23 protein-coding genes, 1 tRNA gene and 1 pseudogene are annotated in these 26,176 nt (G+C 68.6%); 12 read left to right on the top strand and 13 right to left on the bottom strand.

Annotation, left to right across the window (positions count from 1 at the left end; translation table 11 throughout):
• Positions 1-78: 78 nt before the first annotated feature.
• Positions 79-2,991 carry a M16 family metallopeptidase gene (locus BACI71_RS14960; protein WP_159759931.1) on the top strand — a complete coding sequence of 971 codons (2,913 nt, stop codon included), beginning with the start codon at positions 79-81 and terminating at the stop codon, positions 2,989-2,991.
• Positions 2,992-3,157: 166 nt separating this feature from the next.
• Here BACI71_RS14960 and BACI71_RS14955 read toward each other — a convergent pair whose 3' ends face one another.
• Positions 3,158-3,460, bottom strand: a complete 303-nt coding sequence (locus BACI71_RS14955) for a polyhydroxyalkanoic acid system family protein (protein WP_028967200.1) — start codon at positions 3,458-3,460, stop codon at positions 3,158-3,160.
• A 159-nt stretch (positions 3,461-3,619) separates the two neighbouring features.
• Between BACI71_RS14955 and lnt the strand changes: the two genes are divergently transcribed.
• The 3 genes from lnt (at position 3,620) to ruvA (ending at position 7,338) form a co-directional block, all read left to right on the top strand.
• Positions 3,620-5,164: an apolipoprotein N-acyltransferase gene (lnt, locus tag BACI71_RS14950; RefSeq protein WP_159761249.1), complete on the top strand. Its 1,545-nt coding sequence runs from the start codon at positions 3,620-3,622 to the stop codon at positions 5,162-5,164.
• Between the two features lie 42 nt (positions 5,165-5,206).
• A complete protein-coding gene (gene metK / locus BACI71_RS14945; RefSeq protein ID WP_159759929.1) occupies positions 5,207-6,424 on the top strand; it encodes a methionine adenosyltransferase in 1,218 nt (405 codons plus the stop codon).
• A 317-nt stretch (positions 6,425-6,741) separates the two neighbouring features.
• The gene (ruvA, locus tag BACI71_RS14940; RefSeq protein WP_159759927.1) at positions 6,742-7,338 is read left to right on the top strand and encodes a Holliday junction branch migration protein RuvA; all 597 of its coding nucleotides are present in this window, start codon (positions 6,742-6,744) and stop codon (positions 7,336-7,338) included.
• 146 nt (positions 7,339-7,484) lie between these two features.
• On the opposite strand, the gene BACI71_RS14935 is transcribed toward ruvA, so the two are convergent.
• Genes BACI71_RS14935 through BACI71_RS14925 form a run of 3 tightly spaced genes read right to left on the bottom strand, consistent with a single transcriptional unit; the run spans position 7,485 to position 10,632 of the window.
• Positions 7,485-8,204, bottom strand: coding sequence for a gluconate 2-dehydrogenase subunit 3 family protein (locus BACI71_RS14935; protein WP_159759925.1), 720 nt, complete (start codon positions 8,202-8,204; stop codon positions 7,485-7,487).
• Positions 8,201-9,898 carry a GMC family oxidoreductase gene (locus BACI71_RS14930; RefSeq protein ID WP_201297390.1) on the bottom strand — a complete coding sequence of 566 codons (1,698 nt, stop codon included), beginning with the start codon at positions 9,896-9,898 and terminating at the stop codon, positions 8,201-8,203. Before BACI71_RS14930 ends, BACI71_RS14935 begins: the two co-directional genes overlap by 4 nt.
• Entirely contained in the window at positions 9,895-10,632 is a 738-nt protein-coding gene (locus BACI71_RS14925) for a 3-keto-disaccharide hydrolase (protein WP_159759923.1), read from the bottom strand. Before BACI71_RS14925 ends, BACI71_RS14930 begins: the two co-directional genes overlap by 4 nt.
• A gap of 153 nt (positions 10,633-10,785) precedes the next feature.
• Between BACI71_RS14925 and BACI71_RS14920 the strand changes: the two genes are divergently transcribed.
• Together BACI71_RS14920 and BACI71_RS14915 are read left to right on the top strand one after the other, a co-directional pair.
• The gene (locus BACI71_RS14920; RefSeq protein WP_201297389.1) at positions 10,786-11,553 is read left to right on the top strand and encodes an SDR family oxidoreductase; all 768 of its coding nucleotides are present in this window, start codon (positions 10,786-10,788) and stop codon (positions 11,551-11,553) included.
• Positions 11,550-12,503 (top strand): glycosidase, encoded by a 954-nt coding sequence (locus BACI71_RS14915; protein WP_159759921.1) that lies wholly within the window; start codon positions 11,550-11,552, stop codon positions 12,501-12,503. Before BACI71_RS14920 ends, BACI71_RS14915 begins: the two co-directional genes overlap by 4 nt.
• Positions 12,504-12,536: 33 nt before the next feature.
• Here the strand turns inward: BACI71_RS14915 and BACI71_RS14910 are convergent.
• Positions 12,537-12,626: transfer RNA gene (locus BACI71_RS14910), tRNA-Ser, on the bottom strand.
• Positions 12,627-12,784: 158 nt separating this feature from the next.
• Here BACI71_RS14910 and BACI71_RS14905 point away from each other — a divergent pair.
• Positions 12,785-13,549, top strand: a complete 765-nt coding sequence (locus BACI71_RS14905; protein WP_159759919.1) for a DUF1134 domain-containing protein — start codon at positions 12,785-12,787, stop codon at positions 13,547-13,549.
• 22 nt (positions 13,550-13,571) lie between these two features.
• Here BACI71_RS14905 and BACI71_RS14900 read toward each other — a convergent pair whose 3' ends face one another.
• A complete protein-coding gene (locus tag BACI71_RS14900) occupies positions 13,572-14,909 on the bottom strand; it encodes a dihydroorotase (RefSeq protein WP_159759917.1) in 1,338 nt (445 codons plus the stop codon).
• 54 nt (positions 14,910-14,963) lie between these two features.
• Here BACI71_RS14900 and ygfZ point away from each other — a divergent pair, with 54 nt between their 5' ends.
• Positions 14,964-15,698 carry a CAF17-like 4Fe-4S cluster assembly/insertion protein YgfZ gene (ygfZ, locus tag BACI71_RS14895; RefSeq protein WP_159759915.1) on the top strand — a complete coding sequence of 245 codons (735 nt, stop codon included), beginning with the start codon at positions 14,964-14,966 and terminating at the stop codon, positions 15,696-15,698.
• A gap of 239 nt (positions 15,699-15,937) precedes the next feature.
• Here the strand turns inward: ygfZ and BACI71_RS14890 are convergent.
• Positions 15,938-16,288, bottom strand: a pseudogene (locus BACI71_RS14890) (OmpA family protein); the annotation flags it as partial.
• Positions 16,289-16,331: 43 nt separating this feature from the next.
• On the opposite strand from BACI71_RS14890, the gene BACI71_RS14885 reads away from it, so the two are divergent.
• The 3 genes from BACI71_RS14885 to BACI71_RS14875 all read left to right on the top strand — a co-directional run bounded on the left by BACI71_RS14885 (position 16,332) and on the right by BACI71_RS14875 (position 19,721).
• Positions 16,332-17,702, top strand: coding sequence for an efflux RND transporter periplasmic adaptor subunit (locus tag BACI71_RS14885; RefSeq protein ID WP_159759913.1), 1,371 nt, complete (start codon positions 16,332-16,334; stop codon positions 17,700-17,702).
• Positions 17,692-18,411, top strand: a complete 720-nt coding sequence (locus BACI71_RS14880; protein ID WP_159759911.1) for an ABC transporter ATP-binding protein — start codon at positions 17,692-17,694, stop codon at positions 18,409-18,411. The genes BACI71_RS14885 and BACI71_RS14880 overlap by 11 nt, the downstream gene beginning before the upstream one ends.
• Before the next feature lie 101 nt (positions 18,412-18,512).
• Complete coding sequence (locus BACI71_RS14875) at positions 18,513-19,721, top strand: ABC transporter permease (protein WP_159759909.1); 1,209 nt, start codon at positions 18,513-18,515, stop codon at positions 19,719-19,721.
• A 122-nt stretch (positions 19,722-19,843) separates the two neighbouring features.
• Here BACI71_RS14875 and BACI71_RS14870 read toward each other — a convergent pair whose 3' ends face one another.
• From BACI71_RS14870 to BACI71_RS14850, 5 genes are all read right to left on the bottom strand, one after another.
• Entirely contained in the window at positions 19,844-20,515 is a 672-nt protein-coding gene (locus BACI71_RS14870; protein ID WP_159759908.1) for a nucleotidyltransferase family protein, read from the bottom strand.
• The gene (locus BACI71_RS14865; protein WP_159759906.1) at positions 20,502-21,425 is read right to left on the bottom strand and encodes an XdhC family protein; all 924 of its coding nucleotides are present in this window, start codon (positions 21,423-21,425) and stop codon (positions 20,502-20,504) included. The genes BACI71_RS14870 and BACI71_RS14865 overlap by 14 nt, the downstream gene beginning before the upstream one ends.
• A gap of 271 nt (positions 21,426-21,696) precedes the next feature.
• Positions 21,697-23,946 (bottom strand): xanthine dehydrogenase family protein molybdopterin-binding subunit, encoded by a 2,250-nt coding sequence (locus tag BACI71_RS14860; protein WP_159759904.1) that lies wholly within the window; start codon positions 23,944-23,946, stop codon positions 21,697-21,699.
• Positions 23,943-24,908 (bottom strand): FAD binding domain-containing protein, encoded by a 966-nt coding sequence (locus BACI71_RS14855; protein ID WP_159759902.1) that lies wholly within the window; start codon positions 24,906-24,908, stop codon positions 23,943-23,945. The genes BACI71_RS14860 and BACI71_RS14855 overlap by 4 nt, the downstream gene beginning before the upstream one ends.
• Positions 24,905-25,414: a 2Fe-2S iron-sulfur cluster-binding protein gene (locus tag BACI71_RS14850; RefSeq protein ID WP_159759900.1), complete on the bottom strand. Its 510-nt coding sequence runs from the start codon at positions 25,412-25,414 to the stop codon at positions 24,905-24,907. Before BACI71_RS14850 ends, BACI71_RS14855 begins: the two co-directional genes overlap by 4 nt.
• A 127-nt stretch (positions 25,415-25,541) precedes the next feature.
• On the opposite strand from BACI71_RS14850, the gene BACI71_RS14845 reads away from it, so the two are divergent.
• Positions 25,542-25,790 carry a hypothetical protein gene (locus BACI71_RS14845; RefSeq protein WP_159759898.1) on the top strand — a complete coding sequence of 83 codons (249 nt, stop codon included), beginning with the start codon at positions 25,542-25,544 and terminating at the stop codon, positions 25,788-25,790.
• A gap of 101 nt (positions 25,791-25,891) precedes the next feature.
• Here the strand turns inward: BACI71_RS14845 and BACI71_RS14840 are convergent, their stop codons facing one another.
• Positions 25,892-26,140, bottom strand: coding sequence for a hypothetical protein (locus BACI71_RS14840; protein WP_159759896.1), 249 nt, complete (start codon positions 26,138-26,140; stop codon positions 25,892-25,894).
• Positions 26,141-26,176 lie beyond the last annotated feature (36 nt).

Below are 26,176 nucleotides of genomic sequence, written 5' to 3'. Positions count from 1 at the left end.
GCCAGAACGTGGCGCACCACGGCGAAGGAAAGGCGGGCAGCCGTTGCCGCGCGCCTTCGCCGTCCCTACAATCGCCGGATGCATTCTTATTCGCGCGCGCTCGCGAAGCCGCTCGTCGCCCTCCTGCTCGTCTCCGTCGCGCTGCCGCTTCCCGCGCAGCAGCGCGCGCGGCGCGCGCCGGTCGCGACCAACTCCGTCCCCACGCAGGCGGCCGCGCCGATCACGGTCGACACCCGTCCGTGGTTGTTCGCCGACTCGGACATTCCGCCCGACACCAACTGGCAGTTCGGCGCGCTGCCCAGCGGGCTGCGCTATGCGGTGCGGCGCAATTCGGTGCCGCCGGGGCAAGTCGCGGTGCGCGTCCGCATCGACGCCGGCTCGTTGTACGAAACCGACGCCGAACAGGGCTTCGCGCATCTGATCGAGCATCTGTCGTTCCGCGGCTCGAAATACGTTCCCGATGGCGAGGCCAAGCGCGTGTGGCAGCGATTCGGCGCGACCTTCGGCAGCGATTCGAACGCCTCGACCACCCCGACGCAGACCGTCTACAAGCTCGACCTGCCCGGCGCGACCGACGTCAAACTCGACGAGAGCCTCAAGATCTTCTCGGGCATGATGGCCGCACCCGCGATCAGCGACGCCGGGCTCGCCGCCGAGCGCCCAGCGGTGCTTGCGGAGCAGCGCGAGGCACCGGGGCCGCAGGTCCGCTATGGCGACATGCTGCGCGAGACGTTCTTCGCGGGGCAACCGCTCGCCAGCCGCTCGCCGATCGGGACGATCAAGACGCTGGAGGCGGCGAACCCGGCCAGCGTGCAGGCCTTTCACGACAAATGGTACCGCCCGTCGCGCGCGGTTGTCATCATCTCGGGCGACATTGACCCGGAGGTCGCGGCCAAGCTGGTCGTCAAGAATTTCGGCGGCTGGCAGGGCAAGGGACCGAACCCCGCCGATCCCGATTTCGGCACCCCGCGGACCGGCGACCCGATCGTCAAGACGATCGCCGAGCCATCGTTGCCGCCGATCGTCGCCACTGCGGTGCTACGCCCCTGGAAGTACCAGAGCGACACGATGATCTTCAACCAGAAGCGGATGGTCGACCAGCTCGCGATGCGGCTCATCAACCGCCGGCTGGAAACGCGGGCGCGCGCCGGGGGCAGCTTCCTGCAGGCGTCGGTCTCGCTCGACGACGTCTCGCGCTCGGCCAACGGCACCTTCACCAACGTCATCCCGATTGGCACCGACTGGGAGGGCGCGCTGAAAGACGTGCGCGGTGTGATCGCCGATGCGATGGCCACCGCGCCGACGCAGGGCGAGATCGACCGCGAGCTGGCCGAGTTCGACGCCGCGATGAAGAACGACGTCGACACCGCGCGCGTCGAGGCGGGCGCGAAACAGGCCGACGACATGGTCAGCGCGCTCGACATCCGCGAGACGGTCGCCGGGCCGCAGACCAGCTACGATATCCTGAAGCAGGCGCGCACCAAGGGCATGTTCACCCCCGCGGCGATGGTCGAGTCGACCAACCGGCTGTTCAAGGGCGATGCGGACCGCGCGCTGGTCAACACCCGCACCGCCGATCCGGCGGCGGCGGCGAAGCTGGCGGCGGCGATGAAGGCCGACGTCTCGAAGCTGGCTGGCAAGCGCACGCAGCAGGCGGCAGTCGATTTCTCGCGCGTCCCGAAGCTCGGGCAGCCCGGCAAGGCGGTCGCGCAGGCGCGGGTCGGCGATCCGCCGATGGAGCAGGTGACGTTCGCCAATGGTGTTCGCGCGCTGATCTATCCCAATGCCTCCGAAACCGGGCGCGTCTATCTGCGCGTGCGCTTCGGGCGCGGCTATCAGGCGCTGCCCGGCGACCGGCCGACCCCGGCGTGGGCCGGCGACACGGCGCTGATCGCCAGCGGGATCGGCACGCTCAACCAGAGCGACCTCGACCAGCTGACCACCGGACGCCGGATGGGGCTGGATTTCGACATCGGCGACGACGCGTTCCTGTTCGGCGCGCAGACCACGCCGGGCGATTATGCGGACAATCTGACGCTGATGGCCGCCAAGCTGGCCGCGCCACGCTGGGACAAGGCGCCGGTGGCGCGCGCGCGCGCGGCGATGCTGGCAGGCTATGCCGGTTTGTCGTCGTCACCCGACGGGGTGCTGGCGCGCGATCTTGAAGGGCTGCTGCGCGACGGCGATCCACGCTGGGGCGTTCCGACGCTGCAGCAGATCGAGCAGCTTGATGCTGGCGCGTTCAAGAAATTGTGGCAGCCGCTGCTCGCCACCGGGCCGATCGAGGTCGATATCTTCGGCGACGTGAAGGGCGACGAGGCGATCGCGGCGGTGGCCAAGAGCTTCGGCGCGCTCAAGGCGCGGCGTGCGGACGATCCGCGCTCGCCAGCGGTGCGCTTCCCCGCGCATGTCGCGCAGCCGGTGCTGCGCACGCACGATGGCGACGACAATCAGGCCGCGGCAGTGATCGCGTGGCCGACCGGCGGCGGCTCGGCGGATCATGCCGAGCAGCGACGGCTCGACGTGCTGGCGGCGGTGTTCAACGACCGCCTGTTCGACCGGCTGCGCTCGGCAGCGGGGGCGAGCTACTCGCCGAGCGCGCAGAGCCAGTGGCCGGTCGGGCAGCCGGGCGGCGGACGGCTGATCGCGATCGGCAAGGTCGCGCCCGACAAGGTACCGCTGTTCTTCCAGCTGTCGCGCCAGATCGCGAGCGAGCTGGTGTCGACGCCGGTCAGCGAGGACGAGTTGCGCCGGACGATCGTGCCGATGCTGCAATATATGGCGCGCGCCTCGTCCGGGAACCAGTTCTGGCTGCTCCAGACCAGCGGCGGGACGTTCGACCCGAAGCGGATCGAGGCGAGCCAGAGCCTGGTAAGTGACTTCACAACGATCACCCCCGCGCTGTTGCAGGCGACCGCGGCGAGATATCTGAAGCCGGAGAAGGACTGGACGATGGCGGTGGTGCCGAAGGGGGCTGCGGCGGCAAAGTAAACACCGTGGCCGAATGCCCGTCGCCCCTGCGCAGGCAGGGGCCCATGGCTGTGTCGTGCCGCGCGCCATCTGACAAATGGCTGTCACGCTGTGTGTCAGCCCGATCGACGGACAACACAGACATGGGCCCCTGCCTGCGCAGAGGCGACGGTCGGTTTGGCGGCGGTTACGCCAGCAGCTTCGGCCCGTCCTTCTGCAGCTTCGCGCGCAATTGCTCGCCGAACATGCCGAGCAGCCCGGGCAGCTCGAACAGCGCGTGGACGTTGCGTTCGGTGACATCGAGCTGGACCGCGACACGCTGGCCCATCCCCTCGATCACGAAATGCAGCGTGTCGCCGTCCCAGCGATGCTCGCTGACATGCCCGCCGGGGATATAGCCGGCGAGCTTGTCGAACCCGCCCTCGATCCGCGCGCGGGCGCCGGCGACGCCGAGCTGGTGCGGCAGGTCCACTTCAATCGGCTTGCTCATGCGCTCCATCCATGACGTGTCATGCTGTACTGATACGCCTCGCAAGCGTCATCGTCACGTCCTACCTCGCGCGCATGGCTTGCGGTGCCGCGCGCGGCGTCGCAGGAGGCGATCGTAACCCGCGGCAAAGGAAGCCCTGCCCTGTCCTATCGTTCCTCGATCGAAGCGTTTCCGCGGCGCTATCCGGCGCTCGGCGCGCTGTTGCTGGGCGCCGCAGCTGCATGCGGGTTCGCGCCGCTGGAATTGTGGTGGCTGGCGGTCGCCGCTTTCGCCGGCTGGATCGCGCTGGTCCATGCCGCGCCGACGCGCGGCCAGGCGCTGTGGCGTGGCTGGGCGTTCGGGGTCGGGCATTTCACGATCAACGACAATTGGTTCCAGCATGCCTTCACCTTCCAGGACCAGATGCCGCACTGGCTGGGCTATGCCGCGCCGTTCGCGCTGGCGCTGTATCTGGCGGTGTTCCCGGCGCTGTGCGCGGGGCTGGCGTGGCGTGGGCGAAGGGCGCGAATCGACGCCGGGTTCGTGCTGCTGTTCGGTGCGTGCTGGATCCTGACCGAGTGGATGCGGAGCTGGCTGTTCACCGGTTACGCGTGGGACCCGCTGGCGGTGATGTGGGTGCCGGTGCAGCCGGTGGCGTGGCTGGCGACGCTGGTGGGCACCTATGCGCTGTCGGGCCTCACCGTCGCGGTGGCCGGGGGGCTGTTGCTGCTGCCCGCGGGGCGCAAACAGATCGCTATCGGCGTGGTCGCGTTCGCGATCCTGACCGTGGCGGAGCTGCTCAGCTATCGATCGGCACCGGCGCCCGCCGCCGCGACCGCGCCGACACTGGTCGTCGTGCAGCCGAATGTGCCACAGGACCAGCGCGGCGAGAGCGATCAGGCCATGATGCTCGCGCGGCTGTTGCGGCTGTCGGGCACCCCCGGCGCGGCGCCCCGGCTGGTGATGTGGCCCGAGGGCGTGATTCGCGACTTCATCGAGGATGATTACCCCTATTGGGTCTACGGCAACGCCAGCCCGTGGCGGACGCGGACGCGGATGGCGTCGGTGCTGGGCCCTCGTGACATGCTGCTGACCGGCGGCACCGCGCTGCAATTCGACAGCAAGGGCGACGTGACGACCGCGAGCAATTCGGTGTTCGCGCTCGATGCGCGCGGGCGGATTCGTGGACGCTACGACAAGGCGCATCTGGTGCCGTATGGCGAGTATCTGCCGATGCCGTGGCTGCTCAAGCCGCTGGGCCTGTCGCGGCTGGTGCCGGGCGACATGGACTTCGCGCCGGGGCCGGGGCCGCGGACAATGGCGGTGCCGGGATTCGGCGCGATCGGGATGCAGCTTTGCTACGAGATCATCTTCTCGGGGCAGGTCGTCGACCCGGCACAGCGCCCACGGCTGATCTTCAATCCCTCGAACGACGCTTGGTTCGGCAATTGGGGCTCGCCGCAGTTTCTCGCACAGGCGCGACTGCGCGCGATCGAGGAAGGGCTGCCCGTGATCCGCGACACGCCAACCGGTATTTCTGCGGTGATCGCCGCGAACGGCGCGGTGCTGGCGGCTGTCCCGCGCGATGTCAGCGGCGCGATCGTCGTGCCGATCCCGCCCGCCCACGTCGCTACGCTCTTCTCCCGGCTCGGAAACTGGATGGCGTTGCTGGTCGGGACGGTCCTGACGCTCGTCGCATTTGCGTTGCGGCGTCGATCGCGGTAACGACATAAAGCTATCTTTATATCGTTATCTCCCGGAGCCTCCATGCGTCAGTCGTTCATCTTCACGTCCGAGTCGGTGTCCGAAGGCCATCCCGACAAGGTCGCGGACCAGATTTCGGATTCGATCGTCGACCTGTTCCTGTCCAAGGACCCCGAGGCGCGCGTGGCGTGCGAGACGCTGACCACCACCCAGCTCGTCGTGCTGGCGGGCGAGATCCGCGGCAAGGGCGTCTACGAGAACGACCAGTGGGCGCCGGGGATCGAGGAAGAAATCGAGGCGACCGTCCGCGCGACCGTGAAGCGCATCGGCTATGAGCAGTCGGGCTTCCACTGGAACGAGTTCCGCTTCCTGAACGAACTGCACGGCCAGTCGGCGCATATCGCGATGGGCGTCGACGAGAGCGGCAACAAGGACGAGGGCGCGGGCGACCAGGGCATCATGTTCGGGTATGCGACCGACGAGACCCCCGGCCTGATGCCCGCCACGCTCTACTACAGCCACAAGATCCTCGAGCGGCTCGCCGCCGACCGCCATTCGGGCGCGGCGCCCTTCCTCGAGCCCGACGCCAAGAGCCAGGTGACGTTGCAGTATGAGAACGGCGTGCCGGTCAAGGCGACCGCACTGGTCGTCTCGACGCAGCATGCGCCGGGTTATTGCGAGAAGGGCGACAATGCCGACGCCGCCAAGTACAAGGTCCTGCACGATTACGTGATGGGCGCGTTCAAGGACGTGCTGCCTGACGGCTTCATCGACGACGCCACCAAGATCTACATCAACCCGACCGGCCAGTTCGAGATCGGTGGACCGGACGGCGACGCCGGCGTGACCGGGCGCAAGATCATCGTCGACACCTACGGCGGCGCGGCGCCGCACGGCGGTGGCGCGTTCAGCGGCAAGGACCCGACCAAGGTCGACCGGTCGGCGGCCTATGTCGCGCGCTATCTGGCGAAGAACGTCGTTGCCGCAGGCCTCGCCAAGCGCTGCACGATCCAGCTTTCCTATGCGATCGGCATTGCCGAGCCGCTGTCGGTCTATGTCGACCTGCACGGCACCGGCACCGTCGAGGAAGCGAAGCTGGAGACGGCGCTGCCGCAGCTGGTGCGCCTGACCCCGAAGGGTATCCGCGAGCATCTGTCGCTCAACAAGCCGATCTATTCGAAGACCGCGGCGTACGGGCACTTCGGCCGTGATGCCGAGGGCGACCTGTTCACCTGGGAAAAGACCGATCTGGTCGACGCGCTGAAGAAGGCGGTCGCCTGATTTGAAGCAGTGGGCGGTTCGATCGAGCCCCCTCTCGTCACTGCGAGCGTAGCGAAGCAGTCCAGGGCCGGACCAAAACGCCCTGGATTGCTTCGCTACGCTCGCAATGACGACAAGATTGGCGCAAGCACTTCGACTCTGCAGACGTCAGGCCGGGCGTGTGCCGGCATCCACCGCTCGGCACGACCACAGGCCATCGGCTAAGCGACGCGGTGACCCCCGGAACAGGTCAGGGGTGACGGCGACTCAAAGGCAACGGCTGTTCGCCATCACAGCCCCCGTGACGCAGCCCCCGCTTTGTTCTACCGCCCTTGCCCATGATCGCGCATCTAAAGGGCATCCTGACCTCGACCGGCACCGACCATGCGGTGATCGACGTGCACGGGGTCGGCTATCTGGTCGGCGCATCGGCGCGGACGATGGCGGCGATCGGCCCGATCGGCGAGGCCGCTACCCTGTTCACCGAAATGCTGGTCGCCGAGGACTTCATCCGGCTGGTCGGCTTTGCGAGCGCGGCCGAGCGCGACTGGTTCCGGTTGCTGACCGGGGTGCAAGGGGTCGGGGCGCGCGTGGCGCTGGCGATCCTCTCGGCGCTGGAGCCCGCCGACATCAGCCGCGCGGTGATGGCGCAGGACAAGGCGACGGTGGCGCGTGCCAACGGTGTCGGCCCCAAGCTGGCCGAACGGATCGTCCGCGAGTTGAAGGACAAGGTCGGCGGAGTCGCGCTGGGGCCATCGGCGGCGGCGCAGGTGGTGCCGGTCGGCGCCGGGTCCGACGCGGTGTCGGCGCTGCTCAACCTCGGCTTCCGCCCGGCGGAGGCGGCGAGCGCGGTCGCGGCGGCGGAGGACGAGCTGGGCGATGGCGCATCGCTGGACGCGCTGGTGCGGCTGGCGCTGCGCAAGGCGGCGAAGTAGCGGGCCCCGTCGCGGGCGCTTCCTTGCCACGCCAAGCTCCTCCTCTGTCACCCCGGCCTTGAGCCGGGGCCCCGCTGCTTGTGCCGGCAGGAAGAAGCGGGTTCCCGGATCACGTCCGGGATGACGGAGGCAGGTGGCGCGTGCGCCTACCCCCGCGCCGCGGTTGCCGGCAGGGTCAGCTTCAACGTCGCCAGCAGTGCGGTGAAATGCGCCTGCGCCTCGGGCGTCGGGCCGGGATACGGCCCCTCGGTCGGCTGGTCGCCGATATAGCCCATATCCGCCTTGCCCTCGGGCAGGCTGTAGAAGCCGAGCACGAACAGGTTGCGGAGCCGGTCCATGAACGCGACCGGTTGCGCCATCGCCGCGCTGGGTGTCGCGACGGTCAGCGCGTCGAGCAAGGTCGTGCGCTGCGCCGCCGTGCCCGCGGTGAAGGCGCCGCCGTGCAGCACCCGGCTCTGCGCATCGAGCCACGCCAGCCCGGCGATGATTTTGGCGCGATCGGCCTGTTGCTGCGGATAGGGCGCACTGATCCATTCGTCGATGAACGCACCGACCCCCAGCGTCCCCGCCCCCGGCGAGGCGGCATCGGCGGGCAGGATCATGTCGCCGAGCATGTCGACCGTCGCACGCTGCGACCTGGTCAGCGTCAGCGACCACGGCACCTTGGGCGCGGTCAGATCGGGGTCGCGGCCATAGCCTTTCGCCGGGGCCATCGGCGCGATGCTCGCCGGCCAGTCGACGACCTTGAACGGCGGCGGCGCGCCGGTCGCCGGCGGCGTGGCGGCAGCGACCGCCCCGCGGTTGGCAAGCGACAGCGCCGTCGCGGTGGCGAGCCATTGCAGCGTCGTGCGGCGGGTGAAGGTCATGCCAGCGCTCCTGACGACAGACGGGTGGCGAGGCGCTCCGACGCGCGCAGCGCCAGCGCGAGGATGGTGAGGGTCGGGTTCTTGTGCGGCCCCGACGCGAACGTCGCGCCGTCCATCAGCACGACATTGTCGACGTCCCAGGTCTGGCCATAGCTGTCGACCACCGACGATTTCGGATCGGCGCCCATCCGCGCGGTGCCGAGTTCGTGGATAATCTCGCCACCCGCGGTCATGATCTGCTCGGGCGGCAGATCGGGGTCGAGGATCGTGCCGTTCAGTCGCTGGAACACCGAATGCGCGGCACGGCGGCCGTGCGCGACCTGATTGACCTCGTGTCTGGACCAGCGGAACGCGAAGCGCAGCACCGGGATGCCGAACTTGTCCTTCACGTTCGGATCGATCTCGCAGAACGTGTCCTTGTTGGGGATCATCTCGCCGCGCAACGTCAGGTTGATCGTCGCCCCCGAGGCGTTGCGCACCGCCTGCTTCAGGTCCTTGCCCCAGACGCGCGGCAGCGCCGCCTCCGAGGGCACGCCGAACCGCCCGCCGATCTCGAAATGATAGCCGCGCGCGAAGTCCAGCTCGCCGCGCTTCTGCTGCTCGTACAGCCAGAAAGGGATATAGATGTGCTGCCCGCCGATCCCGTCCTCGTTGTAGCGCGGACGCCCGGCGAGGCCGGGGATGAAGGCGCGGAACGACGCGCCGGTCGAATCGGTCAGGTTGCGCCCCAGCTCGCCCGACGAATTGGCGAGCCCGCGCCCCTGTTCGCCCGAATTAAGCAACAGCCGCGTCGTCTCGCCGGTGCCCGCCGCCAGTACCACAGCGCGCGCCGTCACCTGATGGCGCTGCCCGGTCTTGCGGTCGACATACTCGACCCCCGCCGCCCGGCCGCGCTTGCCCATCACGACGCGCGACACCATCGCGTCGGTGACGACGCGCAAGCGGCCGGTCGCCTTCGCCATCGGCAGCAGCGAGGTGGTCGTCTGGAACATCGCGCCGATCGTGCAACCGCGCGTGCACGGCGTCGCGTTGAAGCAGGCGCTGCGCGGTGCGACCTTGTCGGGCATGTCGCGGGTCAGCACCGCGGTATGCGCCGCGCGCACGGGAATACCGAGGCTTTCCGCCGCCGCGGTGATGAGCATTTCCGGCACGCGCGGCCTGGGCGGCGGCATCAGGCAGCCGGCGGGCGAGTCCGGATGGTTCTCCAGCCCGATCGCGCCGCCGTTGACGCCGATCATCCGCTCGACGCGGTCGTAGAAGGGCGCGACATCGTCATAGCCGATCGGCCAGTCCGCCCCGAGCCCGTCGCGGGAGAACGGCTTGAAGTCATAGGCGCCGAACCGCGGCACGTGGCGTCCCCAATGGTTGGTGCGCCCGCCCAGCATTCGCGGTCGATACCAACGAAAGTCGCTGCCCTCGGTCATCGTGTACGGCTCGCCCTCGACCTGCCAGCCGCCGTCCACGGTTGCATCGAAATAGCCGAACGGCTTGTCGGGGGTGCCGGTCCCGCGCAGTGGCGCGTCGCTTTCGGGGGCGAACATGTTGACCTCGGCCTGTGGATCGTAATCGCGCCCGGCCTCGAGGATCAGGCAGCGCACGCCGGCCTTGGTCAGCGTATAGGCCGCCATCCCGCCCGCCGCGCCGGAGCCGACGATGATGACATCAACCGAACCGTCGCCCCCCGCCGCGGTCACCGGGCGGCCCCGGTCGCCGACGCACCGATCCGCCGTAGCTTGATGTTGCGGAACGCCACCGGCTCGCCATGATCCTGCAGCCCGATCACCCCGCTGTCGAAGGTGCCGAAGTGCGGCATCTTGGCGAATTTCGAGCCCGCCACCCGCTGCCGCCAGGCGTCGTCGCCATAAGAGACGTCAGCGGTCGGCGTGCCGTTCAGCCACTGCCGGATGCGCCCGTTCTCGACGAACAGCCGCGCATGGTTCCAGCTGCCCGCTGGCCTGGCGATACCGGCTGGCGGCACCGTCATGTCGTACAACGATCCGGCACGATGGGTCGGGATCTTGCCGTCCGAATGACCGACGTCGTCGAGCACCTGCATCTCCAGCCCGCTCTCGTAGAGCAACGGTGCACCCGGGACGTTGCGCGCCAGATACAGCACGCCGCTGTTGCCGCCCTTCTCGACCTTCCAGTCCAGCGTCAGCTCGAACGCGCCATAGGGCTCGGCGGTGACGAGGTCGGTGCCGCTCATCTTGCCGTCGGCCTTGGTCAGCAGCAGCGTCCCGTCGCGCACCGTCCAGGTCGAGGGCGCCGCGCCGCCGCCGAACCCTCCCCAGCCCGTCAGGTCGCGCCCGTTGAACAGCAGTTTCCAGCCCTGCGCACGCTCGGCAGCAGTGAGGCCGTTGTCCTTCGCCAGCGCGGTCGCCGGTGCCATCACCACCAGCGCCGCCGCGATGCCCATCGTCCAACGCATCTTCACTCTCCCGAATTGTCGCGCGCCCGAAGCCGCCTTTGCCAAGAGGCTTAACGCTTTCATTTTTGTTTACAAGAAACGTCCGGGATTCACCCGGGGACGTTTTGCCCTGATGCGCGTTAGGCGCTGCGTCCATCACGGGAGACATAGCCCATGGCCCAGCGAACGATCATCGTCACCGGCGCGGAATCGGGCATCGGCGCCGCCTGCGCCGCGGCATTCGGCGCGTGCGGCGACCGCGTCGCGATCCTCTATTATGCGGATCGCGCCGCCGCCGAGGTGACGGCCGGGGTCGTCCGCTCGGCGGGCGGCACCGCGCTGACCGTTCAGGCGCATGTCGACGACGAAGGGTCGGTCGATACGGCCTACGCTGCCGTCGAAGCCGAATGGGGGCCGGCCGACGTCCTCGTCAATTCGGCCGGGTTGAACATGAGCGGCGTAACGGTCCGCGCGATGACGCTTCAGCAATGGCGGCGGCTGCTCGACACCGACCTGACCGGCGCGTTCCTCACCTCGCGGCGCTTCCTCACCGGCCGCGGCGATGCGTCCAGCGATGCGGCGATCATCCACATCTCGTCGATCCACGCCTATGCTGTCCGCGCCGGGGGCGCCGATTATTGCGCGGCCAAGGGCGGGCTCTCCAATCTGGTCGAGACGCTGGCGATCGAGGAGGCGCCGCATCGCGTGCGCGTGAATGCGATCGAGCCGGGCATGATCCTGACACCGATGAACGCGCGCGCGGAGCAGGACGCGCGCTATCGCCAGACGCTGGAGAAGAACATTCCGCTCGGCCGTGCCGGGCAACCGGACGAGGTGGCCGACCTCGCCGTGTTCCTCGCCTCCGACCGGGCGCGCTACATCACCGGCGCGCGGATCGTCATCGACGGCGGGCTGTCGCTGATGCAGGCGCTCGGCGCATGACCGACGACACGATCGCGGATCCGCACCGCAAGGATGTCGTCGCCGGCTCCGACGTCGCGCTCGACTTCAACGTCAAGCGGATCGAGACGGTAGCGTTGCAGGGCCCGCCTGCGCTGATGGAGCGCGATCTGATGAGCCCCTATGTCTGGCGCGAGCCTGACGGGCGCTGGGGGCTGATGGTTCGCGCCGTCGTCCGTCCGGATGCGCCGCTGACCGACACCGGGCTGATCTGGAGCGGGTGGAGCGACGACGGCGTGCATTTCACGATGCTGGACGCGCCTTCGCTCGCGCCCGGCCCCGGCGATCATGACGCCGGCGGTGTCGAGGACCCGACTGTCATCCGTGGCGACGACGGTTATATCGTCTATTACTCGGGTGTCCGCGCCGATCAGGCCCACAGCGAACTTTCCTATGCGACCGGCCCGACGCTCGACCGCCTGATCAAGAGCGGCGTTGCGCTCGCGTCCACCAAGTCGGAGGGCAACACCAAGGAAGCGACGATCGACCGCACGCCGGACGGGCGCTGGCGGCTGTTCTACGAATATGCCGCCGACGAGGCGTCGCGCGTCGGGCTGGCGATCGGCACCGCGCCGGGCGGGCCGTGGAACGAGCAGCCTACGCCCTTCATGCCGCGCACCGACAGCTGGGACGACTGGCATCTCTCCACCGGCCCGTTGCTGACCGACGATCCGACGACACCGGTGATGTTCTACAACGGTGCGACGCGCGATGCGCGCTGGCGGATCGGCTGGGTCGCGTTCGACGCCGACTATACGCACGTGGTGGCGCGCGGCATCCAGCCGCTGGTCACGCCACCGCCGGTGGACGACCGAGCCGCGACCGACATCGCCTTCGCCGCCGCTGTGGTCGTCGACGCGGCGGGCGCGATCTGGCTGTACTATTCGCTGGAAGACCGCCGCCTCGCGCGCGCACTGATCCGCCGCAGCTGAAGGCCGAAGGGGAGTAGCTGTGCTGTCAAGGTTTGGCGGAGACGGAGGGATTCGAACCCTCGGTACGGTTTCCCGTACGACGCTTTAGCAAAGCGTTGGTTTCAGCCACTCACCCACGTCTCCGGGTCGGCGTGAGGCGCGGCTATAGCGAGAGCAATCGCGGCGATCAACCGGGTGCGCGCGATTTCCGCATATCGCGCGTCCGACTCGGGTCGTCGTGCCGTTCATTGCCGCGACAGCAGCAAACCGCCTATAACCCGGCGATGATCGAGGGGGCAGGCATGAAGCGGATCGCACAACACGGCGTCGGGGTGGCGATGCTGGTCGCCGCGCTCATCGGCGCGCCGCTGGGCGCCGCGGCGCAGGTGCGGACGATCGACCCGAATGCCGCGATCGATGGCGACGTCACCACCGTGCCGCCGCGCAGCGTCAGGACGCCGACCGCGCCCGCGCCGGCGCGTCCGCTCCCGGCAACGCCGCCACAGGATCCTGCACCCCCACCGCAAACCGCGGCGCCCACACCGGGATCGGAAACGCGTGCGGACGCGACGACTACCGCCGCCGCGACCTACAAGCGCGACGATCTGATTGCCGCAGGCGAGGGCGTGTTCGGCAAGGGCGCGGAAGGATTTGGGCAGATCATCGAAAGCATCCTCAAGGATCAGGGCGAACCGAACGCCTATATCGCCGGGCGCGAGGCGTCGGGGGCATTCATCCTCGGCGTCCGTTATGGCTCGGGAATCATGACTCACAAGGTCGAGGGGCAGCGCCCGGTCTACTGGACCGGGCCGTCGGTCGGCTTCGACGTCGGCGGCGATGCGAACAAGGTGTTCGTGCTCGTCTACAACCTTTACGATTCGCACGATCTGTTCACGCGCTTTCCGGGCGCCGAAGGGCGGCTGTATTTCGTCGGCGGATTCGCCGCGACCTATCTGCGCAAGGGCAATGTCGTGCTGATCCCGGTCCGGCTCGGCGTCGGGTGGCGCGCCGGGGTCAACGTCGGCTACATGAAGTTCACCGAAACGTCGAAGTGGCTTCCCTTCTGACGCGCGCCCGACCGGCGGCGCGTCAGCGCCGCCCGCCGGGGAAGCCGGTCGTCTCGAAGCGGATCGGCGCACCCTGCGGCGCCTCGCCGAGCTGATCCTCCCACATCGCCACCTGCCCGCGCACGATCGTCCCGATCGGCTTGCCGGTCAGCTCCATGCCCGTGAACGGCGACCAGCCCGCGCGCGAGCGGAGCCAGCGCTCCTCGATCGTCCAGCGCTTCTTGAGGTCGACGATCGTGAAGTCGGCATCGTAACCCGCCGCGATCCGCCCCTTGCCGGTCAGCCCGAAGATCCGCTGCGCACCCGCGCTGGTCAGCTCGATCACGCGCTGGAGCGTCAGCCGGCCATGCGCGACATGATCCAGCAGCAGCGGGAGCAGCGTCTGAACGCCCGGCATCCCGCTTGGGCTCGCCGGATATTGCTTGCTTTTCTCCTCCAGCGTGTGCGGCGCATGATCGGAACCGATCACGTCCGGCACGCCCTGGTTGAGCCAGTACCAAAGCCCGTCGCGGTGTGCGCCCGAGCGGATCGGCGGGTTCATCTGCGCCAGCGTGCCGATCCGCGGATAGGCCTCCTCGCCGGCCAGCGTCAGGTGCTGCGGCGTCACCTCGCAGGTCGCGATGTCCTTGTTCTGCCCGAGCAGCTCCAGCTCGGCGGGCGTGGTGACGTGCAGGACGTGGATGCGCCGCCGCGCCGCGCGCGCCAGCCGCAGGATACGCGTCGTCGCCAGCAGCGCGCTCTCGTCGTCGCGCCACACCGGATGCGACGACGGATCGCCCTCGACGCGCTCGCCGGCGCGCGCATTCATGCGATCCTCGTCCTCGGCATGGATCGCGACCCGCCGATGCCCGCTCGCCAGCACCTCGGCGAGCCGCGCATCCTCGCTGACCAGCAGGTCGCCGGTCGACGCGCCCATGAAGATCTTCACCCCCGCGGTGCCCGGCAATCGCTCCAGCTCGGCGAGATCGCGCGCATTATGGTTGGTCGCGCCGACGTAAAAGGCATGGTCGCACCACATCCGCCCCCTGGCGCGGGTCAGCTTGTCCTCGATCGCTTCGGCCGAGTCGGTGTTGGGCTTGGTGTTCGGCATCTCGAACACCGCGACCACGCCGCCCATCACCGCGGCCTCGCTGCCGGTGGCGAGGTCTTCCTTGTGGACCAGCCCCGGCTCGCGGAAATGCACCTGCGTGTCGATGACGCCGGGCAGGATATCGAGCCCGGCGCAGTCGATCGTCCGCCCCGCATCGCCGCGCGCGCCGATCGCGACGATCCGCCCGTCGCGCACGCCGACATCGGCGACGACTGGGCCACCGGGCGTGTGCACCGTGCCACCGGTCAGCAGGAGATCGTAGGTCGCCATCGTCAGCCCTTTCCGGCTCTTTCGCGGGGTCGCCGCTCTCCCTACCTTGGCGTCATGGACGATACCACCCCGGCGACGATGCTGGCCGACCGCGCGCTGCTGCGGTTGTCCGGCGAGGATGTGCGCGGCTTTCTTCAGGGCCTGCTGACCAACGATGTCACCGGCGCGCTTCCGGTCTGGGCGGGATTGCTGACCCCGCAGGGCAAGGCGCTGTTCGACCTGATCGTCTGGGCGGACGGCGACGACCTCCTGCTCGACGTCGAGCGGGAGCAGCGTGACGCGATCGCGCGGCGCCTGACGATGTACCGCCTGCGCCGCGCGATCACGATCGCGCCAGAGGACGGGCTGGCAGTGCATTGGAGCCGCGACGCCTCGGGACCGACCCTCGACCCGCGGCTGGCGGCGCTCGGAGCCCGCTGGCTTGCGCCGCCCGCATCGGCTGCGGCTGATTGGCACGCGCGTCGCCTGTCGCTTGGGGTGGCCGAGGGGGTAGCCGATCTCGGATCGGGCGAGACGCTGTGGCTCGAGGCGAATGCGCGCGAGTTGAACGGCGTCAGCTTCACCAAGGGCTGCTACGTCGGGCAGGAGAATACTGCGCGCATGCATCATCGCGACAAGGTTCGGCGTCGGCTGGTCGTCGCGCCGATCGACGAAAGCGACGCGCGAAGGCGTTCGGCCTATCCCGAGCTGGGATGGATGGTCACACTGCGCCGTGTCGATGCGCTCGGCGAGGCACGCGTACCGGACTGGCTGGCGGCGGTGATCGCAGCCGGAGCCGGTGACACCTGAAAGCTAGGGTCGCGCTGTTAGTCATTGCGAGCGTAGCGAAGCAATCCAGGGCGTCCTGATCCGGCTCTGGATTGCTTCGCTGGGTTCGCAATCGCGGTGGGCTGAAGCCGCTATTTCCGCAACGAAACGGAGGCGGTCAAAGACGCAAGACCACCGCCGGCTCACGCGATCCACCCACAACAAAAAAGGAGGCCGGCTTGCGCCGACCTCCCTTTTTCCGGTCACCGAAGTGATCGACCTTACTGACCCGAACCCGGACCGTAGGTGATCTCGACGCGACGGTTCTGCACTTCGCGGACGCCATCGGCGGTCTCGACGCGCAGCTTGGTCTCGCCGAACGCTTCGGTCGTCATCACGCCGTCGGGGATACCCTTCGACGCGAGGTACGCCTTCACGCCGTCTGCACGACGCTGCGAAAGGCCCACGTTGTACTTCGCCGAACCCGAGGTGTCGGTGTAACCAGCCAGCATGACCTGCGCGTTGTTGCAGCTCTGGTACTGGGTGACCGCGTTGTCGAGGATCGACGCCGCTTCCGGGGTAACGTCCGACTTGTTCCACTCGAAGAACACGATGAACGGACCCGGCGAGCAGACCACTTCCCTCCACCCCCGGCACCACCAACAGGAATCCCTGATGGCCGACCCCAATCTCGACGATTTCCTCGGTGTGAAGCCGCAGCCGGCGTGGCGGCGCTGGGGCAAATGGGTGCTGGTGCTCGCGGCCGTCGTGCTGGTCGGGCTGCTGCTGTCGCGCTGCGTGTTCGGCGATCCCGACAAGGTCGATTACGCCACCACCCCGGTGACGCGCGGGCGGCTGACCGTCTCGGTGTCGGCGACCGGCAAGCTGGCGCCGACCAATCAGGTGACCGTCGGCTCGCAGCTCTCGGGGCTCGTCACCAAGGTCGTGGTCGACGTCAACGATCGTGTCACCGCCGGTCAGCCGCTCGCGCTGATCGATCCCGAGCAGATCGACGACCAGATCAACGCCGCCAAGGCGACGCTCGCCGCCAACGAGGCGCAGGTGGCGCAGGCGCGCGCGACGCTGGCGGAATCGCAGGCACAGCTCGCACGGCTCAACGAAGTCTATCGTCTGTCAAAGGGCCGCGTGCCGTCGAAGACCGAATTGCAGACCGGACAGGCCGACGCGCAGCGCGCGAAGGCCGCGCTCAACGTCGCCGAGGCGAACGTCACCGCCGCGCGCGCGCAATTGTCGCAGCAGCAGACGCAGCGCGCGCGGGCGATCATCCGCTCGCCCGTCAACGGCGTGGTGCTGGCGCGGCAGGTCGATCCCGGCCAGACCGTCGCGGCGTCGTTCAACACGCCGACCTTGTTCGTGATCGCCGAGGACCTGACGCGCATGAAGCTGGAGGTCGCGATCGACGAGGCCGACGTCGGCGAGGTGCAGGTCGGGCAGAAGGCGACCTTTACCGTGGACGCCTTCCCCGGCAAGACCTTCCCGGCTGCGATCACCCGCGTCGACCTCGGCTCCAACCTGACCGTCAGCAACGCGACCGCCTCGTCGTCGAGCAGCACCGGCAGCACCAGCACGACCGGGCAGGTGGTGTCCTATGCCGCCGACCTCACCGTCGCCAACCCGACCTTGCAGTTGCGCCCCGGTATGACCGCCACCGCCGACATCGTGACCGCCGACCGCCAGAACGTACTGCTCGTCCCCAATGCCGCCTTCCGCTTCAAGCCGAGTGCTGGCGGCGGCAAGCGCGGTGGGATCACCGGCACGATCCTCGCCGGCCCGCCGCGCCGCAACGCCGCGCAGCGCAGCGCGACGCTCGGGCGCGGCGCGACGCAGACGGTCTACGTCCAGGGCGCGGACGGCACGCCGCAGCCGGTGCAGGTGACGACCGGCGACACCAACGGCACGCTGACCGAGGTGACCGCCGGCGCGCTCCAGCCGGGCCAGCAGGTCATCACCGGGCAACTCGCGGCGGGCGAGAGCGCGGGCGCAGCGGGCGGCGCGGCGAAGGGCGGCCGGTCGCGTGGCCAGTGAGGCGCCGCTGATCGCCTTGCGCAATGTGACCAAGGTCTATGGTCAGGGCGCGACGCAGTTCCAGGCGCTCAAGGGCGTCGACCTCGATATCGCGACGGGCGATTTCGTGGCGGTGATGGGGCCGTCGGGATCGGGCAAGTCGACGACGATGAACATCCTCGGCTGTCTCGACGTGCCCTCGGCGGGAACGTTCCTGTTCCGCGGCCATCATGTCGAGACACTCGACCGCGACGAGCGCGCGTTGCTCCGCCGCCGCTATCTCGGCTTCGTGTTTCAGGGCTTCAACCTGCTCAGCCGCACCACCGCGCTCGAGAATGTCGAACTCCCGCTTCTGTACCGCGGTGACGAGAAGCGCGCGCGCCGCGCGACCGCGATGGCCGCTCTGGAAAAGGTCGGGCTCGATCGCTGGTGGGATCACACCCCCGCCGAACTGTCGGGCGGGCAGCAGCAGCGCGTTGCGATCGCGCGCGCGATCGTCACCCGCCCGGACGTGCTGCTCGCCGACGAGCCGACCGGAAACCTCGATTCGGAGCGCTCGATCGAGATCATGGAATTGCTTACCGACCTCAATCGCGAGAGCGGGATCACCGTGCTGATGGTCACCCACGAACCCGACATGGCCGCCTTCGCGCGCACCGTCGTCCACTTCAAGGACGGCTTGGTCGAGCGGATCGAAACCCAGCACGCGCAGGGGGAGAGGGTGTCGTGACCACTCGTCATTGCGAGGAGCGGAGCGACGCGGCAATCCGGAGCCGCGCGCGTGCCGCTCTGGATTGCTTCGCTACGCTCGCAATGACGAAGGTAGCGTAGATGTTCGGCACCACGCTCCTCCTCGCGCTGCGCTCGATCCGCCGCCACATCCTGCGCTCGTTCCTGACGATCCTCGGCATCGTCATCGGCGTCGGTGCGGTGGTGACGATGGTGACGCTCGGCAAGGCAACCACCGCGGCGGTCCAGTCGCAGATCGCCGCGCTCGGCACCAACATCCTCCAGATCCGCCCCGGTCAGGGCTTCGGCCGTGGCGGCGGCGGCCCGCGCCCGCCCGACTTCACCCCCGAGGACGTCACCGCGATCGCCACGCAGATCGCCGGCGTCACCGCGGTCGCGCCGCAGGCGCAGGCCAGCGCGACGGCGATCTACGAAGGCGCCAACTGGTCGACGACGATCAACGGCACCACCGCCGCCTATTTCCAGGTCCAGCCGTGGCCGCTCGCCAGCGGGCGCTTCTGGACGGTGCCCGAGGAGCAGGCCGGCAAGGCAGTCTGCATCATCGGCAACACCGTCCGCCAGAACCTGTTCCGCGGCGGCGAGGCGGTCGGCGAGCGCTTCCGGCTCGGCGACGTCAGCTGCGACGTGATCGGCACGCTCAGCACGCGCGGGCAGGCCGGCTTCGGCGGCGATCAGGACGATGTCGTCATCATGCCGATCAAGGCGGTCCAGCGCCGCTTCACCGGCAGCCGCGACATCCGGCTCATGCTGGTCGGCGTCGACCAGCGCTACCAGACCGCCGGGGTGCAGTCCGCGATCACCGACCTGCTGCGCGAGCGCCGCACGATCACCGACGGGCGCGAGGACAATTTCAACATCTTCGATACCAAGCAGATCAGCGACACGCTGACCGGCACCACCACCGCGCTGACCCGGATCGTCGCGGCGGTGGCGGCGATCAGCCTCGTGGTCGGCGGAATCGGAATCATGAACATCATGCTGGTCAGCGTCACCGAACGCACGCGCGAGATCGGCATCCGGCTCGCGATCGGCGCGGTCGCGAACGAGGTGTTGCTGCAATTCCTCGTCGAGGCGGTGGTGCTGTCGTGCCTCGGCGGGTTGATCGGGCTGGTGATCGCGCAGGCGGTGATCGCCGGACTGACGCCGCTGCTCGACGTGCCGTGGACGTTCGATCCGCAGATCAACATGGTCGCCTTCGCGATCTCGGCGGTGATCGGCGTGGTCTTCGGCTATTTCCCGGCACGGCGCGCCGCGGCGCTCAACCCGATCGACGCGCTCCGCCACGAATGAAGACGGCGGACCGTCACGGCATGATCGATCCAGGCTCAGAGCGGGAGGACATGAGGTCGAACTACGCTCGCCATGACGGAACTGGTCGACGACATCACGCTCCGGCTTGGCCGGATCAGGTCCTACAGCGTGCCGTCGAACGCCGCGCGGCGCTCCTCGCTCGATCCGGCGCGCAGCAGGTGCGAGTCCGGGCGCATCAGCGCCTCGGGCGCGTGGACCAGCTCGCGTAACCGCTCCAGATCCTCGCGCGTGTCGACGTCGATCAGCTCGGCGGCGTTCGCGACGACATGCCGGCCCGCCTGGATCATGTCGCGCGCGCCCTGGTCGCCGGTGATCGCCAGCACTTCCTCGAACCGGTCACTCCCGAACAGCACGGGCGGGCGCGGCGTGGTGCCGTCGCTCGACGCCACGACCGCGTGATCGTCGAGATCGGCAGCGGCATCGAAAAGGCGGTAGATATGCGCCGCCGTCACGCGTGGCATGTCGGCCAGCGCGATCAGCACCGCTTTGGCGTCGCGCGCCCGCGCGCAGTCCACGCCCATCCGCACCGACGACGCCATGTCGCGGTCCGCGGCGTCATTGTGCAGCACCGTGAAGTGATGCGCGGCATAATCGATCGTGCAGCCATCGACGACGACGATCCGCTCGCGGAACGGCATGTCCTCCAGCGCGACCGCGACATGCAGCCCCAGCGGGCGCGCGAGGAACGGCTCCTCCAGCTTGTTGCCCGGGCCGAAGCGGTCGGAGCGGCCGGCGGCCAGCAGGATCAGGACGGTATCTTCAACGGCGATCATGAAAGGCTCCCACCATCGCGGCGGCGATCGACAGCGCGATCTCCGCCGGCCCGATCGCGCCGATGTCGATGCCCACCGGGCCATCGATGCGGTCGAGCTGATCCGCGTCAACGCCCGACGCCGCCAGTCGCTCCCGCCGCGCGGCATGGCTGCGGCGGCTGCCCAGCGCACCGACGTAAGCGGCATCGCTCGCCAGTGCGGCGATCAGCGCCGGATCGTCGATCTTGATGTCATGGCTCAGCGTGACGACCGCGGTCGCGCGCCCCGGCTTCCACGCTGCGACCGCCTCGTCGGGCCAGCGATCGTCGAGCGTCACGCCGGGGAAACGTTCTTCGGTCAGGAAGCGCCCGCGCGGGTCGATCACCACCACTTCGATCCCCAACGTCGTCGCAAGCGCGGCGAGGCTCTGCGCGATCTGCACCGCCCCGACGATCAGCAGCCGGCGCGGCGGGTCGTAGCGGTTGACGAACATGTCCCCCGTCTCCTCCGGGCGCAGATCGGCATGGCCGGTGGCAAGATCGGTGGTGACGGTCAGCGACCGGCCTGCCGCGCGCGCCTCGGCGATCCGGTCGAACAGTTCGGGATCGAAGCCATCGGCGCTGACCGGCTGGACCATCACCGAAATCTCGCCGCCGCACGGCAGCCCGACCTGCCACGCGCTATCGTCGGCGACGCCATAGGTCTTCACCGCGAACGGCGCGCCCGCGATCACCTGCGCGGCGGTGTCGAGGATATCGCCCTCGACGCACCCGCCCGACACCGATCCCTCGAACCGCCCGTCGGCATGGACGAGCATATGGCTCCCGCGCGGCCGCGGCGCCGAGCCCCATGTCGAGACGACGGTGGCGAGCGCCAGCGGCTCGCCCTTCCAGGCGGCCGCGGCGGCGAGGACGGAATCATTGTCGGCCATTGTTGTCTCTATAGTTCGTCATTGCGAGCGGAGCGAAGCAATCCAGGGCACCGCGCGGAACACTGGATTGCTTCGCTCCGCTCGCAATGACGGTAAAGGCTTGGAGCGGATCGACATAAGCGCTGATCTCCCCAACACCGTCGTCCCGGACCCTTCGGCAAGCTCAGGAGAGCCCTGGTCCGGGATCCCGCTTCTTCTTCTCTTCGTCGCAAGGAAGAAGCGGGGCCTCGGGTCAGGTCCGGGGCGACGATCGAAAGGGCTGACCCCGTTCTCAAACCGCTGGCAAGTCCGCCAGCAACTTGTCGCAGGTGATCGGATAGTCGCGCACCCGCACGCCCGTCGCGTGATAGATCGCATTGGCGATCGCCGCGCCCGCGCCCGAGATGCCCAGCTCGCCGATTCCCTTGGCGTGGATCGGGTTCGCGTGGATGTCGCGCTCGTCGAGGAACGCGACCTCGATCTGCGGAATGTCGGCGTTCACCGGTACGTGATATTCGGCGAGATCGCGGTTGACGACCTTGCCGTTGCGCGGATCGTGGACCAGCTCCTCGGTCAGCGCCGCGCCGATCCCGAACGTCATCCCGCCAAGGCATTGCGAGCGCGCGGTCTTCTCGTTGAGGATGCGCCCGGCCGAGAACACGCCCAGCATCCGCTCGACCCGCACCTCGCCGGTCGTCACGTTCACCTTCACCTCGGCGAAATGCGCGCCATAGCTCGCCTGACGGTGCAGCTTCTCCTGCTTGCCCGGCGCGATCGTGCCGGTGACGGTCATGCCCTCGCCGACCAGTTCGCCGATCTCGACCGCGCGGTTCTCGGCGATCGCGCGCCCGTCCTTCAGCGTCATCGCGTCGACTTCCACGCCCATCGCCTTGGCCAGTTTCTCGCGCAGCCCTTCGCACGCCAGATACACCGACGAGCCCGAAGACCCTGCGCCCCACGATCCGCCCGAGCCCGCCGAAGGCGGGGCCGCACCGTCGCCCAGCTGCACCGTCACGCTTTCGAGCGGTAGCCCCAGCGTCTCGGCCGCGATCTGCGCGAGGATCGTATAGGTGCCAGTGCCGATGTCGGTCATGTCAGTCGAGACGATCGCGTGGCCGTCGCCGGTCAATTCGACCGTCGCCGATGACTTCTGGAGCATGTTCGACCGCACCGCCGCCGCGACGCCGACGCCGTGCAGCCACTCGCCGCGCCGGTCGCCCGCCGGTTCGGCCTTGCGCTCGGACCAGCCGAACAGTTCCGCACCCTTGTCGAGACACGGGATCAACTGCCGTGTCGAGAACGGCACGTCGTTGGTCGGATCGATCGCCGGCTCGTTGCGGCGGCGCAATTCGATCGGGTCGATGCCGACCTTGTACGCCAGCTCGTCCATCGCCGCTTCCAGCGCCAGCATCCCGACCGCCTCGCCGGGCGCGCGCATCGACCCCGACAGCAACCAGTTGAGCCGCACGAGCTTGTGGTCGATCAGCCGGTTCTCCGCGGCATAAGCGAATTGCGTCCCGATCCCGGCCGGCTCGAAATAATCCTCGCCCGGCAGGTTGCTGGCCAGCGTCTCATGACCCAGCCCGGTCAGCTTGCCGTGCGCGTCGGCCGCCAGCCGGATGCGCTGCTCGGTATTCGAGCGGCGGACGGTGGCGTCGAACACCTGCTGGCGCGCCATCGCGACCTTGACCGGCCGGTCGAGCCGCTTAGCCGCGATCGCCGCCGCGACGCTCTCCGGCGCGATCCCCAGCTTCGACCCGAACCCGCCGCCGACATAGCGCGAGATGATCCGCACCTTGTCCTTGCCGACCCCCAGCGCAGCCGCGAGCTGCATCTGGTCGGAGGCGACCATCTGATAGCTGCCGTGCAGCGTCAGCGCCCCGTCCTTCCACTCGGCGATCGAGGCATGTGGCTCCATCGCCGCCGAATTCTGGCTCGGCGTGGTGTAGGTCGCGTCGATCGTGAACGCGGCCTCGGCCATCGCTTTGTCGAGATCGCCCTTGGCCATGTGCGGCGGGATCTGGTCGGGGGGCGGGCGGGTCGCCTGATCGCGATGCGCCGCAAAGACATACGCACCCTCGGCCGGCTCGTAGGCGACCTTTACCTGCGCCGCGGCGTCGCGCGCCGCCTCGAACGTCTCGGCGACGACGATCGCGACGATCTCGCCGTGATAGTCGACCTTCTCGACGCCCTGCGTCGGGGCCTTCTTCTCGCCGCCCTGCTGCGGGTTGCGGATGAAGCTGGGGTAGTCGGTGATGACGTCGATCACCCCGGGCAGCGCGCGCGCCGCGTCGGCGACCACGTCGGTGATCTTCCCCGATCCGAACGGCGCGCGCACCAGCACGCCATAGCTCAGCCGCTCGACAGGATATTCGGCGGCATAGGTCGCCTGTCCCGACACCTTCAGCGGCCCTTCGATCCGGTCGAGTGGCTTGCCGATCACGCCCTGAATGCCCGCATCCAGCCAGCTATGCGGATGCGCTTCGTTCATCGTCAGCGAGCGCGTATCCTCGCGCCCGAGCACCTTGTCGATCAGCGTCATTGCGTCACCTCGCGCAGGCTGGCGATCAACGTGCGCCGCGCCAGCGGGATCTTGAAATCGTTGGTGCCGAAGCCCTTCGCGCCGTCGAGCAGCGCATCGGCAGCGGCGTTGAAGGTGTCGTCGGAAGGCGCCTTGCCGACCAGCGCCGCCTCGACCGCCGGGTTCCGCCACGGCATGTGCGCGACCCCGCCGAACGCCAGCGCCGCCTTGGTGATAAGGCCGTCCTCGACCGTCACCACCGCCGCGACCGAGAACAACGCGAAGGCATAGGACGCACGGTCGCGCACCTTGCGATACAGATGCCGCCCGCCCGTCGGCGCGGGCAGCTCGACATGCGTGATGAGTTCGCCCGCCTCCAGCACGTTCTCGACATGCGGCGTGTCGCCGGGCAGCCGGTAGAAGTCGCCGATCGGTACGCGGCGCTTGTCGCCGTCCGGCTTCTGCGTGACGATCACCGCGTCGAGCGCGCGCATCGCCACCGGCATGTCGCCGGGGTGCGTCGCGATACACTGGTCACTGGTGCCAAGGATCGCGTGGATGCGGTTGAATCCGCCGATCGCCTCGCATCCGCTGCCCGGCTGGCGCTTGTTGCAGCCGGCCGCGGTGTCGTAGAAATAATAGCAGCGCGTCCGCTGGAGCAGGTTGCCGCCGGTCGTCGCCTTGTTGCGCAACTGCCCCGATGCACCCGCCAGCAACGCGCGGCTCAGCACCTCATATCTGGCGATCACGCGCGGGTCCGCGGCAAGGTCGCTGTTCGGCACCAACGCACCGATCGTCAGCCCGCCATCCTCACGTTCCTCGATCGTGTTCAGATCGAGGCGGCTGATGTCGACCAGCTTCTCGGGCGTCTCGACCTGCAATTTCATCAGGTCGAGCAGGTTGGTGCCGCCAGCGATGAACCGCCCGCCCGCGCGCGTGGCGTCGGCGACACTGTCGGCGCGCGCATAGTCGAAGGTCTTCATGCGTCCACCTTCGCATCGGCGTCAGCGACCTCACGGATCGCGTCGACAATATTGGGATAGGCGGCGCAGCGACAGATGTTGCCGCTCATCCGCTCGCTGATCTCGGCATTGTCGAGGTCGGCGCTGGTCAGGTCGGCGGAGGCATGGCTCGGCCAGCCCTTCTTCACCTCGTCGAGCATCCCGACCGCCGAGCAGATCTGCCCGGGCGTGCAATAGCCGCACTGGTAACCGTCGTGTAGCACGAACGCCGATTGCAGCGGATGGAGGTTCTCGGGCGTGCCCAGCCCCTCGATCGTCACGATCTCGTCGTCCTGGTGCATCACCGCCAGCGTCAGGCAGGAATTGATCCGCCGCCCGTTCACCAGCATCGTGCACGCGCCGCACTGGCCGTGGTCGCAACCTTTCTTGGAGCCGGTCAGCCCCAGATGTTCGCGGCACAGGTCGAGCAACGAGGTCCGGACATCCACCTCCGCCTCGTGCGACTGGCCATTGATCGTGAAGTGCATGTGTTCCGCCTCTCGCTGACCCGCCAAGAACGTCGGCGGGGACGGGGAGGGTCCGTGCGAACGATTCTCATGGGATTCGTTCAGCTTTGCGCTGCTATGCGACGGGGAAAGGCGGGAGGTCGGTATGATGCGTAAGGTGATGATGGCGGGCGCGGTGCTGCTGGCGACCAGCGGCTGCGTGCGCACCGCGTGGAACGTCGCGACGCTGCCGGTGAAGGCGGTCGGCAAGACCGCCGACCTGATGACGACCAGCCCTAGGGAGCGCGACGAGAAATACGTTCGCAAGCTGCGCAAGGAGCAGGAACGCCGCGACAAGGAATGCCGCAAGCATCCCGAGACGTGCGATCAGGGGCAGCGCTCGCCGGCGGGTTACTGAGCCGCAACGCAGCCGTCATTGCGAGCGTAGCGAAGCAATCCAGTGGGTCCTGATCCGGCCCTGGATTGCTTCGCTACGCTCGCAATGACGGACGGATGACCTCACTCCGTCGACGGCGCATTCGGCTGATGCCCGTCCTTCTCCTCGCCGGCCTGACTCCCGCCATGATAGCCGCGCTCGGTCTGGCCACCGTGGAAGTGCCCGCCCTCCTTGCCCGTATGCGGGTTGGGATAGGCGCCACCCTGGCTCTCGCCGCTGCTGTCGCGCCGGCTCGCCACCTCGCCGCTGCCATCGGGATCGTGCGGCGCGGTGCCCTCGCCATCGGCCTGCATCGGTTGCTTGTCGGTCATGAAATCCTCCTCATGTCACCTACGCACGGCTCCGCG

Origin of the sequence: Sphingomonas sp. 8AM (assembly GCF_902506455.1) — a bacterium.
In the GTDB taxonomy this organism is placed as follows: domain Bacteria; phylum Pseudomonadota; class Alphaproteobacteria; order Sphingomonadales; family Sphingomonadaceae; genus Sphingomonas.
The sequence above is the reverse complement of the archived record's forward strand: the minus strand, read 5'-3'. Positions and strand labels throughout refer to the sequence as shown.

Excerpts from the sequence above, each read along its gene's own strand:
- BACI71_RS14915 (WP_159759921.1), top strand. The coding sequence starts at position 11,550 with ATGACCGACGACACGATCGCGGATCCGCACCGCAAGGATGTCGTCGCC.
- BACI71_RS14955 (WP_028967200.1), bottom strand. The coding sequence starts at position 3,460 with ATGAGCAAGCCGATTGAAGTGGACCTGCCGCACCAGCTCGGCGTCGCC.
- BACI71_RS14870 (WP_159759908.1), bottom strand. The coding sequence starts at position 20,515 with ATGATCGCCGTTGAAGATACCGTCCTGATCCTGCTGGCCGCCGGCCGC.
- BACI71_RS14935 (WP_159759925.1), bottom strand. The coding sequence starts at position 8,204 with ATGACCTTCACCCGCCGCACGACGCTGCAATGGCTCGCCACCGCGACG.
- BACI71_RS14840 (WP_159759896.1), bottom strand. The coding sequence starts at position 26,140 with ATGACCGACAAGCAACCGATGCAGGCCGATGGCGAGGGCACCGCGCCG.
- metK (WP_159759929.1), top strand. The coding sequence starts at position 5,207 with ATGCGTCAGTCGTTCATCTTCACGTCCGAGTCGGTGTCCGAAGGCCAT.
- BACI71_RS14925 (WP_159759923.1), bottom strand. The coding sequence starts at position 10,632 with ATGCGTTGGACGATGGGCATCGCGGCGGCGCTGGTGGTGATGGCACCG.
- BACI71_RS14850 (WP_159759900.1), bottom strand. The coding sequence starts at position 25,414 with ATGCACTTCACGATCAATGGCCAGTCGCACGAGGCGGAGGTGGATGTC.
- BACI71_RS14875 (WP_159759909.1), top strand. The coding sequence starts at position 18,513 with ATGTTCGGCACCACGCTCCTCCTCGCGCTGCGCTCGATCCGCCGCCAC.
- BACI71_RS14905 (WP_159759919.1), top strand. The coding sequence starts at position 12,785 with ATGAAGCGGATCGCACAACACGGCGTCGGGGTGGCGATGCTGGTCGCC.
- BACI71_RS14855 (WP_159759902.1), bottom strand. The coding sequence starts at position 24,908 with ATGAAGACCTTCGACTATGCGCGCGCCGACAGTGTCGCCGACGCCACG.
- BACI71_RS14900 (WP_159759917.1), bottom strand. The coding sequence starts at position 14,909 with ATGGCGACCTACGATCTCCTGCTGACCGGTGGCACGGTGCACACGCCC.
- BACI71_RS14860 (WP_159759904.1), bottom strand. The coding sequence starts at position 23,946 with ATGACGCTGATCGACAAGGTGCTCGGGCGCGAGGATACGCGCTCGCTG.
- ruvA (WP_159759927.1), top strand. The coding sequence starts at position 6,742 with ATGATCGCGCATCTAAAGGGCATCCTGACCTCGACCGGCACCGACCAT.
- BACI71_RS14865 (WP_159759906.1), bottom strand. The coding sequence starts at position 21,425 with ATGGCCGACAATGATTCCGTCCTCGCCGCCGCGGCCGCCTGGAAGGGC.
- BACI71_RS14845 (WP_159759898.1), top strand. The coding sequence starts at position 25,542 with ATGCGTAAGGTGATGATGGCGGGCGCGGTGCTGCTGGCGACCAGCGGC.
- ygfZ (WP_159759915.1), top strand. The coding sequence starts at position 14,964 with ATGGACGATACCACCCCGGCGACGATGCTGGCCGACCGCGCGCTGCTG.
- BACI71_RS14885 (WP_159759913.1), top strand. The coding sequence starts at position 16,332 with ATGGCCGACCCCAATCTCGACGATTTCCTCGGTGTGAAGCCGCAGCCG.
- BACI71_RS14960 (WP_159759931.1), top strand. The coding sequence starts at position 79 with ATGCATTCTTATTCGCGCGCGCTCGCGAAGCCGCTCGTCGCCCTCCTG.
- BACI71_RS14920 (WP_201297389.1), top strand. The coding sequence starts at position 10,786 with ATGGCCCAGCGAACGATCATCGTCACCGGCGCGGAATCGGGCATCGGC.